The organism is Anoxybacillus andreesenii (assembly GCF_030813005.1).
Lineage (GTDB): Bacteria > Bacillota > Bacilli > Bacillales > Cytobacillaceae > Robertmurraya > Robertmurraya andreesenii.
Window position 1 is genome coordinate 203,750 of the sequence record NZ_JAUSTU010000003.1, and the last position, 12,412, is coordinate 216,161.

The 12,412-nt window shown below is 38.3% G+C and carries 12 protein-coding genes; 2 read left to right on the plus strand and 10 right to left on the minus strand.

Annotated features, from left to right (window positions below):
- Positions 1 to 2: 2 nt before the first annotated feature.
- Positions 3 to 761, minus strand: coding sequence for a gluconate 2-dehydrogenase subunit 3 family protein (locus tag J2S07_RS04650; protein WP_307149239.1), 759 nt, complete (start codon positions 759 to 761; stop codon positions 3 to 5).
- Between the two features lie 111 nt (positions 762 to 872).
- On the opposite strand from J2S07_RS04650, the gene J2S07_RS04655 reads away from it, so the two are divergent.
- Complete coding sequence (locus J2S07_RS04655; RefSeq protein ID WP_307149240.1) at positions 873 to 1,601, plus strand: hypothetical protein; 729 nt, start codon at positions 873 to 875, stop codon at positions 1,599 to 1,601.
- Positions 1,602 to 1,896: 295 nt separating this feature from the next.
- Here the strand turns inward: J2S07_RS04655 and J2S07_RS04660 are convergent, their stop codons facing one another.
- From J2S07_RS04660 to J2S07_RS04685, 6 genes are all read right to left on the minus strand, one after another.
- Entirely contained in the window at positions 1,897 to 3,135 is a 1,239-nt protein-coding gene (locus J2S07_RS04660; RefSeq protein ID WP_307149241.1) for a hypothetical protein, read from the minus strand.
- 42 nt (positions 3,136 to 3,177) lie between these two features.
- Entirely contained in the window at positions 3,178 to 3,363 is a 186-nt protein-coding gene (locus J2S07_RS04665) for a hypothetical protein (RefSeq protein WP_307149242.1), read from the minus strand.
- 333 nt (positions 3,364 to 3,696) lie between these two features.
- Entirely contained in the window at positions 3,697 to 4,011 is a 315-nt protein-coding gene (locus J2S07_RS04670) for a hypothetical protein (protein WP_307149243.1), read from the minus strand.
- An 18-nt stretch (positions 4,012 to 4,029) separates the two neighbouring features.
- Positions 4,030 to 4,611 (minus strand): GNAT family N-acetyltransferase, encoded by a 582-nt coding sequence (locus J2S07_RS04675; RefSeq protein WP_307149244.1) that lies wholly within the window; start codon positions 4,609 to 4,611, stop codon positions 4,030 to 4,032.
- Between the two features lie 95 nt (positions 4,612 to 4,706).
- Positions 4,707 to 7,121: a DEAD/DEAH box helicase family protein gene (locus J2S07_RS04680; protein ID WP_307149245.1), complete on the minus strand. Its 2,415-nt coding sequence runs from the start codon at positions 7,119 to 7,121 to the stop codon at positions 4,707 to 4,709.
- Positions 7,114 to 7,440 carry a nucleoside triphosphate pyrophosphohydrolase gene (locus J2S07_RS04685; protein ID WP_307149246.1) on the minus strand — a complete coding sequence of 109 codons (327 nt, stop codon included), beginning with the start codon at positions 7,438 to 7,440 and terminating at the stop codon, positions 7,114 to 7,116. The genes J2S07_RS04680 and J2S07_RS04685 overlap by 8 nt, the downstream gene beginning before the upstream one ends.
- A gap of 118 nt (positions 7,441 to 7,558) precedes the next feature.
- Between J2S07_RS04685 and J2S07_RS04690 the strand changes: the two genes are divergently transcribed.
- Positions 7,559 to 7,951 carry a (deoxy)nucleoside triphosphate pyrophosphohydrolase gene (locus J2S07_RS04690; protein ID WP_307149247.1) on the plus strand — a complete coding sequence of 131 codons (393 nt, stop codon included), beginning with the start codon at positions 7,559 to 7,561 and terminating at the stop codon, positions 7,949 to 7,951.
- 49 nt (positions 7,952 to 8,000) lie between these two features.
- On the opposite strand, the gene J2S07_RS04695 is transcribed toward J2S07_RS04690, so the two are convergent.
- From J2S07_RS04695 to J2S07_RS04705, 3 genes are all read right to left on the minus strand, one after another.
- Entirely contained in the window at positions 8,001 to 8,159 is a 159-nt protein-coding gene (locus J2S07_RS04695) for a hypothetical protein (protein ID WP_307149248.1), read from the minus strand.
- A 37-nt stretch (positions 8,160 to 8,196) separates the two neighbouring features.
- Positions 8,197 to 9,108, minus strand: a complete 912-nt coding sequence (locus tag J2S07_RS04700) for an Rpn family recombination-promoting nuclease/putative transposase (RefSeq protein WP_307149249.1) — start codon at positions 9,106 to 9,108, stop codon at positions 8,197 to 8,199.
- Positions 9,109 to 9,260: 152 nt separating this feature from the next.
- Positions 9,261 to 12,410 carry a DEAD/DEAH box helicase gene (locus J2S07_RS04705; RefSeq protein WP_307149250.1) on the minus strand — a complete coding sequence of 1,050 codons (3,150 nt, stop codon included), beginning with the start codon at positions 12,408 to 12,410 and terminating at the stop codon, positions 9,261 to 9,263.
- Positions 12,411 to 12,412: the final 2 nt, after the last annotated feature.

Below are 12,412 nucleotides of genomic sequence, written 5' to 3' on the forward strand. Positions count from 1 at the left end.
TCTCATGAATGTCCCATATGATCCTTCAGACTCTGTGGCGGAATCACTGTGTATTCCTTATCAATGACATTTGTATAGCTCATTTGACTGCCGGGATAATTCCGCATTTTCCACCCCTCCATATTGCGGTTACCACTATACAGTGGATCGCTATAGGCACCTTCTAAAGTACTAGTTCTGAGCATGTTAAAAAAACCGCTTGCAGAAATCGTTGTAAGCTTGACCTTATCCTCTGCAAAATCCGTTAATACGTCGTCTTTTTCCTCATCACCTAATGCAACAAAATCCTTTTTAAACTTCGTTAAACTATGATTTTGAATTTCACGTAAGCCAATATCGAATATTTCACGTCGTCTCAACCGGCCTTGATACCCCTGAACTTTTTCGCCTTTGTAAAAGGGAGGCTGCATGTATTCTCTCGCATTAAATCCCCAATCCCCACTTAGTTGGTGATCGATAAAATATGCAACGCCTAATTCCCTTGCACCTGGCCCGTTGTCATCAGCGGGAAAAATGCGTTCGGTTGCAGCTTCAACAATTTTGAATTGCTCTTGAGTAAAATACATAAGTGCTAGATTATAATCTTCAGCCTTCTGTTCTTTCTGATTGTTCTTTACCTCTTCTTTTTGATCCTTAAATGGAATGAGACTGCCTATTACACCACCGACAGCCAGTCCTCCAATCGCGATACCAGAGTTCTTGAGAAACTTGCGGCGCGAGAGGGACTCCGTCTTTTCCTGTTGTTTGGAGTTATCTGGCATTCCTTCCACCTCCTACATTTTATCGATAGATTACCCTAAAAAAATCCATTCATACATTAAATTAAGTTGGGCATGATAACAGATAAATCTATGTACTAGGAGTGGAAGAAAATGAAAAATATTTGGATAAATGTGGTCATACTTAGTGCAGCTCTATTCCTTTCAGGATGCGCTGGTCAGCTCCATTCAGTGGATGAAAATGTGAAGGCCGAGGAAGGTCAACATGATGGACATGGAACGCATCATCAGAATGTCTATGATAAGGGTGTATCAAAAAGGGACATAAATGATGGTCTAATTATTCCGAGTGAAACCGGAGTAAAAAAGCAGACAACCGATGAACATGGAGGGACCTCTCATGGTACTGGAACAAATGTATACAGCTTGATTGGAAGCTCTGGTTTGCATGATGGTGGGATTTCTTCTCATCTTGAATCAAGATTGGGCGGAGAAGGAATTTCAGGAGTGAAGGTATTTGTATTAGATGATACCGTCATCCTTGCACGAGCAACCCCTACGGTGACATCCACTCGATACGACTCGATGCAGGAGCATACCCTAAATGGTGTAGATGGGGTGTCTAGAAATGATATCAATATAAATACTAAAGGGAATACGCCTCCAACAACAACGGACGCAGACATGGATGATAACCTCGAGCACGCAAAAAGCTATATGAATCAAGTATTCAATGGCCAAGTTCAAACACTGACGGTTACCAATCCAAAAGCGGTTGAGCTTATTGACAAAATTAAGAACAATTTAAAAGCAGAATCCGTTCCTTATGAGACCGTATCAAAAGACATCATTACACTTGTGAAGATGACGAAGGAAAAGTAGGTTCTTGTGTGCAAACAGGTAAAGAAACTATTTCCCTCTGTGAATCCATTTTTTTCTGTTCAATGTTGATTTTGGCCTTATGAGTATATCAATAACGAGAGAACCAATACTCATAAGTCGTTATGAAAATCAGCAATAAAATTAAAAGCACCTTTTTAAAAGGTGCTTGCTGCTTAAATATGGAATTTTCGCTGATGTATGGAAGTCATTTATATCGACTAAAAATCTTCTATGATAGGTTCTTAAAAACATTTTGGGTGAATTAGCAGATATTATCTATATTTAGATAATGCTTCTAATCGAAGAAATTTAAATCCTTTGGCATAATGTATACGATCTCCTTCAAGAATCGCCAAGCAGCTTCAAAATCCTCTAATTCTCCAACTTGCCCCGTATAGTCACGATTTTGCTCACTGACCCAGCGCTGCATTTCCCAATCCCATTGATCCTTTTCTGCATCCGTCAAATCTCGGTGTCGGATGGCCTTGTGCTTCGTCCGTTCAACATAGTTCGCTTCCTTTGCTAGACGCTTAGCTAATTGGTAGCCTACTTCATACACATCCTTATTTTTACTATGCTTAAAATGACGGAAATCAATGTTGAATTTCAAGCCATACTCTCCAGGCAACCGATGCTCGATTGGCAGCTGGGCATCAGCATCCACCCACCCCAAATGAATCCGAATATCAGTTCCATGAACGGTAGGAAGGTCTAAGCGAAAGGCCTTTTTATTGACATGATAGCTACCTTTTTCTCCCGTCCAACCTAGCTCATATAAATTCTCAAGGCATTTTCGAAAAATGAGAGAACCCTTGTTCGTTAGGAATATCTCGACATTTTCAGGTGTAGGTTTTACCTCGTCCCTTTTTCTTAATAAGGAAGACCAGTCCTCAATTGATGCATAAAATTCCCCAGACTTACCACTTTTTTGAACATCATTAATCATGAAGGTATGTACTGTTGTTTCCGTCGTGCCAGAAGGAAAGACTAAATAGCCATAAGGATATCCGTCGTCGGGATGTCCCCTCAAAACCTCCTCTTGAAAATAATCACATAATACAGCCGATACCACTTCTTGATTTTGAATTTGAAAAAAAGTTTGATGATAAAGATGCTGGGCAAAGGCTTCATCTCTTCCAATGGATACCGCCCATTCCACAAAGGCCTGATATAGACTGCTATAGTCCTTGGAATTCCTTAGGAATCTTCTAGAACGCATAATAATCTCTTCTGTTTTTCTCTGTGCTAGGGCCTCTCTGTAAGTTAAGACCTGTTCTTTCCATATACCAGGGTGCAGCTCGGGATTAGATTGCAACTTAGCCTCGATTAACCAAACCCGGCCAAATTCATCGGTTCCCATTACATCAATTCTTCCTTGGTGCTTTCTTCTCCCGCCACCCAATACATGCAGCTCTCGGGCCCATATAAAAAGATAGCCTTCTTCTCCTTTAGGAAATTTAATCTTATGATGTTTGGTAAAATGAACAAATTGATCTACTAAATCAATTTCATTTGCGAACGCTATTGTTGTCATATTGCACTTCCTTTTTGAAAACCTTTATTCATCTCAGATGCTTTACTTAATACCTAAAGAGACAAAATTCTTTTTTAACTCATCTTCCGTTATAGATATCCTCACAGTTAAGTCTTGGGTTCGTAATACAAATTCTTTAACGCCAATAAACTCTGATTCCGCAATCAGATAAAAACGAGTTCCCTTCTTATTTCCTCGAAATTCATTTATTAATTTATATCGCTTCATGATTGTGATCCCCAGTTTACTTAGGTGGTTATTTGGTATTTATGATAGTACTATTTTATCAGATTTTCTTCACTTATTTTTTTTAAAAAGTGGATCATTAGCATTCAAAGCTTATATGACATATTAGGGAAAATCTATTGTCTTGGTTATTGAACTAACAAATACTGAAAAAATCCGTCATCTCATTAGATGGCGGATCTCCAAATCAATGCACTACATTTGTTTCTTCAATTTTTCTATTTCAGAGAGACCCAGCTTTGTGACTTTTTCGATTATCTCAACGGGGATGCCTTCCTTTGCCCCTTCCTCCAAATCGGTCCAGCTTTTGAGGCTCTAGTCCAAGCGATTCTTTAATTCTTGGATCTCTTTAACAGGCAGCTCCACATAATTAGCAACTTGCTCTACTTCCATATTGTCTTTCAATAATTTAATAGCTACCTGTTTTAACCCTTCTTCTCTACCTATTCTTCGTTCCCCTTCAAGATTACTCAACAAGTCACGCAGTTCTTTCGCACGTGCTTCAAAGATGACACGATTTTCCTTATTAGCACTCAGCGTTTCCCACTCGATGAGCGCTTCCCGTACCTGTTCAATATTCATCGCCCATTCCTCCAAATCAGATATTATTTCGTCATTGACTTCCTTCATATCATAAATTCCGCAGACTCATTCTGAAATGGTAGGTATATTGTATTGCCATTCACTCTTTTTAACTGCGTAATGATTATAAAATTTACCCTCAATTTCAATTTCATCTACAAACTTGAAACCACTCTTTTGAATAACCCTAATCGAACTTATGTTATGTGTTAAAGCAATTGCATTTAACCTCTCGACATCGGTTTTCTCAAATAGAAAATTCATCAGACCCTTGACCGCCATAGTTGTATAGCCTTTATTTCGATAATGCTTTGAAATGCCATAGGCAATTTCTCGATTTGGTGAAGGTAGTTCCTCTTTGATTCCTGTCATACAAAAACCAATAAACTCATTTGTTTCCTTAAGTATGATTCCAAATCTTAAATAGGTTTGACCTTCAATATGAGGCAATGCTGCTAAAAACCTTTTGTTCGAAGGAATTTCATAATTCTTAACCCAGTCATAACGCCGTTCTCTCGTTGTTTTAAAATCCGGCAAGAATTCGTATACCTCTGGCTGTGAGGTAATTTCAAAAATAGAATCAACATCCTCCATGCTATATTCCCGTAGTACGATTTCTCCACAGTCTATACTAAATAGATTGCTCACATGCTCAACTCCCTTAGATGATTCAGATATCAAAAGACTTTACTTTGATGAGAGAGGAGCATATTGTATAAGTCTTTATATCCGAAAAAAGTCACTTATTTACTCTTCCTCTCAAAATGCACATGCAACCTGTATTCACAGATGTCCTTTGTCATTTCGTAAAGGATTTCTTCATCTTCTTCTAGTACATCAAATTCTAGTTTTAATATATCATTTTCATAAGAAATCAACCCTTTTGAACTGCCGCTCCATTTTGTCATCGGCATGGTTGCAATCAGCTTGCTTACACCCTTCTCATCGTATTTCCAAAGCTTCTTAGCCCCACGGTCTGAAAAGTCAATTCTTTTACGGTATTCTTTTTCCATTAGATATTGATGGAAAAAGGGAGCAACCTCAGTTGAAGTTATTGGCTTATACCAATTAGCTGGCCCACGTTCTAACATAGATAGAAGTACCACCATCTTGTAGCTTTTGGTCATACCCGTCTTTTCTTCTTCAACAAGCCATCTCTCATATCTTTGATAAACCTCTTTTTCACGCTCTGAGAGCTCATTAGCCCAGAATAAAAACCCGTAATAAGAATGAAATTCCTGTCTATACTGAATCGATTCAGAGGCAACCTGCAAATGTAATTCTAAATAGGTTGGTCGTCTACCAAGTTCAAGTTTCAAATCTTTATAGTCTTCGAGCAATTTTTCTTTACGTGGCTGCTTCTTTCTTTCCATTTCCTTCAGTATGTTAATAACCTGTAAGTCAAGATGAAGCTCACATAATTCTGGAACAACTGGTTGAGTAGTTTTAGAAGTTTTTCTATCAGATTCTGTGTTAAAGAGACTTAATTTAATATCCGCATTTCGGTAGTTTCCAATCAAATCAATGATGACACAATGGTTTTTCGTATCATAGAGGCGAAGTCCTCGACCAATTTGTTGGGTAAAAACCGTGAGCGATTCGGTCGGCCGTACAAATAATAAGGTATCTACAGAAGGTATATCTACTCCTTCGTTGAATAAATCAACGGTAAAGATGACATCAAGTTCTCCACTGGCCAATTTTTCAATTGCTTCATGTCTGCCTACCTGAACCTGTTTTGAGTGTAGACTCACTGTCCGAAAGCCCCTACTGTTAAAATAGCTTGCTAGAAAATCAGCCTGTCGAATTGATGAACAGAATCCGATCGTTCTTGTCTGTTTTTTCTCTACCCATGCCCGCATGACTTTCTCAGCCATCTCATCTTTCAACTGGACTTGTAAAAGTTCTTGCTCATCATATCGGTTGCCCAGCCAGGTGATTTGGCTATAATCCGTTTCATCATAAACCCCAAAATACTTAAATGGGGAAAGCCACTTTCTTTTAATTGCATCCAAAAAATCGAGACGAAAAGCCACGTTCCCATCACAAATTGCATATACATCCTTATTGTCATTACGATCAGGAGTGGCAGTAATACCCAATAAAAACTTTGGTTGAAAATACTCGAGCACTCTTTTATAAGATTTGGCTGCAGCGTGATGGAATTCATCCACAATGATCAAGTCAAATTCATCTTTTTTGAAAGAATGTAGATGTCTATGTATGCTCATCGTGTAAATGGAAGCAAAGATGGTTTCCGAATGATTTTCTTTTCTTTTTCCATCAAATATTCCATAGAATTTGGTTGGATCAATTGTATGAAAAGAATTCTTGGCTTGCTGGAGAATCTCTTCTCGATGTGCAATAAAGAGGACTCTACGAAATTGTTGCGCAAAAAAACCTGCTAGATAGGTTTTTCCAAGGCCTGTTGCCATTATAACAAGTGCTTTATTGTAGTCCTCCTCCATGGTCTTGTGTAATTCCTCTAACGCTTCGACTTGTGCAAACCTTGGTTGAATGGAACCATATGGAGCTTGGTTCTCATGTATGACAACAGGGTCTTCTGGTTTATCCATCTTGGATGGAAGCATCAAGTCAAGTTCTTCAGCCTTTGACCATTCTTTTGCAAGATTAGGATTTTTCGAATGGTAGTGGTCATACTTTTCTTTATATTCGCTAAGTGTCACTTCGTTTAATGGTACAGTTTGCTCGGAATAAAAGGTTAGAAGAAATTGTTCCATTGCATCCTGAAAGACTTCATTATGATTCCTGACAGAAAGATTCCACTCCACCCCATTGCTTAATGCTGACCGAGATAAATTGGACGAGCCGACAAATAAGCAATCGTTAGCCTCATTTTGAAATAGATAGGCCTTAGGATGAAAGGAAACTCCATTACTATTCCAAATACGAACTTCTATCTTTTCACTGATTTTCAGGAGCTCTTCTAATGCTTCTGGCTGTGTAATATATAAATAGTCACCCGTGCAAATCTTAATATCCGCAAAACTATGTATCGCTCTTTGGAGTGACTCCTTTAAAAATTGAACTCCAGATTTCATCACAAAAGAGGTCAATATATATACAGTACTCGATTTTTCAATCTGCCTGATAATGTGTTCGCCTAGATGACTGGTTATCAGCCTTACATCACTCATCTTCTACCTCCAATAAGTAGATGCGTTCCTTGAAACCTCCTCTTTTTTCAGCCTTTTCTTTGCGAATCTCTTCCACATGCTCAAAGCGTGCCCCATGACATTCAATTAAGGCATGAATGATTTCCAGTAAGTCCGCAAGCTCCTCTAATGCATCTTCATCGTTTCCTGCATTCATATATTCTTCAAGCTCTTCATAGCTTTTCTTTCTTAATTCTTGTATGTATTCGTCGTGTGCAAGAATTTTTGTTGAAAAATTCTTCCCAGTTTTTTCGATGATTTCCGGAATTCGATCGCGTACCAGCTTGTTATGAATTGGCATTGTTGTATCCCCCAATATGTCATTTTTCTTCATTATACTACAAAAGAACTGCTTCAGATTGACAAATAATGGGCTAGATATGAAATAATAAGACTAGGAAAAAATTGAGGTGCTGTTGATGAAAAAGTCAATAAAAGTTGTTGCTGCGATTATTGAAAATGACCAAAGGGAAATCCTGTGTGCTCTAAGGTCACCAAGGATGTCTATGGGTAATCTGTGGGAGTTTCCTGGTGGGAAGGTGGAAGTAGGCGAGGATTTATTTTTTGCTTTGGAGAGAGAGATTCAAGAAGAATTAAGCTGTACCATACAGCCCCTAGAAATATTTGATGAACATAGCCATGAATACGAATCATTCATTATCCATTTGGTTGCAATCAAGGCCAAATTACTAAATGGTTTCCCAATTGCCTCAGAGCATTCAAAGCTCGTTTGGCTTAAGAGGGAGAATCTCTTGTCTCTGAATTGGGCTCCAGCGGACATTCCGGCGGTAGAAAAGTTATTGGGGGAATAAAGCAAAAAATCCGTCATCTCATTAGATGGCGGATCTCCCAATCATTGTACTACAATTGTTTCTTTAATCTTTCTATTTCAGAAAGACTCAGCTTTGTGACCTTTTCGATCATATTAATCGGAATGCCTTCCTTTAATATTTCAATGGCTATATCATTTTTCTCTTCTTCTCTACCCCATCTCCGTTCACTTTCCAGATTACTCAACAAATCAAGTAATCTACAGCAATAACTGAATATCTAATGCTTATTCCAAGTTATGCACCCATTCCTCAATCACCTCAACCGGCAATTCAACATACCTGGCCACCTGCTCTACACTCATCCCATCCTTAAGCAATTTGATTGCTACTTGCTTGAGTCCTTCTTGTCTTCCTCGTTCTCTTCCTTCTTCTCTACCCAGCCTTCGTTCACCTTCAAGATTACTCAACAGGTCGCGCAGTTCCTTTGCTCTTGCCTCGAAGACAACCCTGTTTTCTTTATTAGCACTCAACGTTTCCCACTCGATGAGCGCTTCCCGTACTTGTTCAATATTCATCGCCCATTCCTCCAAATCAGATAATATTTCATTATTGACCTTTTTGGTATCAAAATCTGTAGCTGTAAACATCAATAGCCAAGGAGTTTCTTTCCTATTTTTTCGTCGGTATTTCCTCCATTTTACCATAAACTTGCGGAGGTCAAATAAGTGAAACTCGAGTTGATTACTCCATAGGATATTCTCACTATCTTCTCTTATATGAAACACCGTGTGGAACTCGTCTGTTTGGGTTGGAAAAAGGGAATAGTTCAGAATTGAAATGAAGATAACGGGAGTTAATTGATGGTAGTTTTCACCAGAATGGATTAATGAAGAGTAAGTTTTTGCCCAATAGTAGAGGATTCGCTCGGGCATATCATGTTGATTCCTTACTTGAATCTCAATATTAATGTGCTCACCTGCCTCTGTGACAACGGCCATATCAAGACGACTTGTTTTTCCCTCATCTCGGTCTTTTATCAACTCGGTGTTCACAAAGGTTAAATCTTTAATACGGTCAGCACCCTCCCTTCCTAACAAATCATTAATAAATGCCAAGGTAATGTGTTTTCTTGAAGGCTGTCCAAACATTTGCTTGAACATGAAATCAATTTTTAAATCGAGGTATTCTTTTGTCATAACAAACATCCTTTCGGGGCTTTTTTTGCATTGATAAAACGAAGGTATATCTTCTTTAACAGTTTTCGACATAAAGCGAGAAAAGCCTTCTCGGTTATGAGAATTTCTTAACCAAATAAAAATCCGCCATCCCAATTGGACGACGGACTTTTCTATAAAATATTCTTATTCGCCTTTGGAACAAGGTAAGAAGGCATTTCTGTTTTTAATCTCCAAACAAAACTAACTGGTTTGCTTCCAGAGTGTTTCACATAATCGGCCGTTCCAAGATAGACAAATGGCGACGTATAACCATTTTCCTTTTTATACTCACGGACAAATAAGGCAATTTTGTGGTTATTCTGTTGATGCTGGATATATCGTTTGGCCGTAGTACTCACCTCAGCGACACGACTTTGCGATTGCCAATGAAATAAATACTCATTTATCGCATAGTCATCGTATAGAGTCGAAGGTGAAAAGTCTTTATCAGATTTGTTAAGTGTAATAAAAAAGATATCCAAATCCTTGTCCTGAAAGTATTTAACCCCTTCTCTAAAAGCAGGGCTCTGAGATTCATTATAATAGTCCAAACTTGCAAGTACCTGCGCTGTTGAATAGCGACAATGGACGCGAAGAGGACATGGAAATGAATAGTCATTGGCAATTTCCATTGTTTCTAGTGATTCAAATTGAAACTCCACGATCGCCCGCATCTCATCTTTGAAATCTTTATATTGTAAAATACTCTGTAAGCCTTGCTCTATAGAGGTAAAACCTTCTTTTTCTGGATGGGACTTAAAGAAGGAGTAGTAAAACATATTCTGCATAAGCTTTTCTTCTCCATTCATCACAGTTCCATCATCTAAGTATTTCAGCAAGAACCTTAAGAGTGTAGGTGAGTCCAAATGAAAAAGACTAGGCAAACGACTGGTAATCATCTTCTCCTTCTCGCAATGGAAATCTTCCTTCAATCCTGCCTCAACTAACAGCCTACTAAAACTGCGATCTCCACTTTTTCCGTAAAAATCGTAAATAGACATTCTATTATTTTTCAAAAAATTACTCAATGATAACTCTAAACCAGTATCGGCTGAAAAATGCTTCAATTTGGTAAGAATATTGGCTCTTGTGTTCGAACTTGATTTGATATTCCTTAAAATATATTCCTTTGCTTGCTTCTCAAGTTGGATAAAGGAACCCCTTGGAAGATTAAAAAATCCATTCTCAACATAATGCTGAACAGAATGTTTGGTCTTCCCAAGCAGAGCCCGAAATTTCTCTTCAAAATTATAATTTCGATGGGCTTGTCCAACAAAATCAAGTACTGTTAAGCATTCTTTCCCTTCTGAAATACGGAGTCCCCTCCCGAGCTGTTGCAAGAACACCGTTAAACTTTCGGTCGGGCGTAAAAATAAAATGGTATTAATCTCAGGAATATCGACACCCTCATTGTATAGATCAACCACAAAAATGAAGTTAATTTCACCAGAAACAAGCTGTCTCTTCGCATCTTCCCTTGTTGCTCGGTCAACCTCACCATAGAGTGCAATGGAGGGAATGCCCACTTGATTGAAATAATCAGCCATATATTTAGCGTGTTCTATTGATACACAGAAACCGAGGCCCTTTACCTCACCGATTTCGGTGACATATCGTTTGAGACTATTAACAATTTGGCTGCTTCGCTTAGTGTTGGCGGTATAGACATTTTCTAGTTCACGTATTTCATAGCCACCACGATTCCATTTCAGATTCGATAAATCGACTGTATCGCTAACCCCAAAATATTGAAAAGGACTTAACAACTTCTGATTAATTGCCTCTGTTAGCCTCATTTCCGCTGCAATTGTATGATCAAAATAGGCTAAAATATCCTTCCCATCCATCCGCTCTGGTGTTGCCGTAAGTCCTACTAAAATATCTGGCTCATAATGCTTTAACAACCTTTGATAGGAATCTGCAGCAACATGATGGAACTCATCAACAATGATAAAATCATAAAAATCTGGAGTTGTATATTCAAAAAGCTTCTTGCTATTGAAGCTTTGAATACTAACAAACAACTGATTAATGGAGCTAGGCTGATGGTTCCCAACGAGTAAATCACCGAAATTACTATCCTTCAAAATGGCCCGGAATGTATGTAGACTTTGCGTTAAAATTTCCTCGCGATGAGCGACGAATAATAATTTGGCAGACCGATTTTTTTCAAAGTATTTCTTAAAATCGAATGCAGAAATGACCGTTTTTCCTACTCCTGTTGCAGCAACGACTAGGTTTTTCTTTCGACCAAACACTTCACGTTCTACTTCCAATTTTTCGAGAATTTCCTTTTGATAGTAATATGGTTGGATATCAAATATGTAAGGAATCTCACTTTGATTTGTTTGTTTCGATTTTGATAGAGCCAATTTCAAGCGATTCTGTGCTTCTTCATTCTCATGTTCATAGAGGATAAACTCCTTGTCATTCCAGTAGCTTTCAAATGTCGAGTCACATTTCTTAATGATATCGAATGAATCCTTTTCCGTCACTTTCAAATTCCACTCTAACCCAGAGGTTAAAGCGGGGTTCGATAAGTTAGACGAGCCAATATAAGCCGTGCTAAAACCCGTTTCACGAGTAAACATATACGCTTTTGCATGCAGCCTTGTTCGTTCTGTATCATAGGATATTTTGATTTTCGTATTTTTTAGGAGGCTCAATTCATGGATTGCTTTAAAGTCCGTTGCTTCCATATAAGAAGTCGTAATAACCTCTAATTGTCCTCCTTTATCCGTGAAGGTTCTTAACTCTTCCAGAATACATCTTAAACCACTCCACTTCAGAAATGATACGAGCATCTTAATCGAGTCAGATGTTAGAATTTCCTTTTTTAGCTCACCTAGCATATTAGGCTCATAACTTGATCCGGTGAAAAGAGAGCTTTGGGAAAGAGGTGTCACAGGGCGGATGATTTCCTCTTTCTTAATGCCTTTTACTGAATTCAATTTGGAATAAATATGCGTTAAGATTTCCCCGTTTTCTTCGATTTTTAAGGAATCAAACTCATCCTCATCAAGCTTTTGACTTAACAACTCTATAATAGAGTTGCATGTCTTGATTTGATTCAACAAGGCGATATGATCGTCCGTATCATTTTCCCTAATATATTTGAGGGCCCTTCTTGTCACAATCGAAATATAAGTTGATAGTATTTTCCGAGCTTCTTCAACATCCAACGGTTCTTTGCCGATATCAAAGGTATCTTCTTGTATGAGAAGTAGATCGTCCTTTATTCTTTTCGTGATGATATCTTCGTAGATTCCTTCTTTGAGCATGT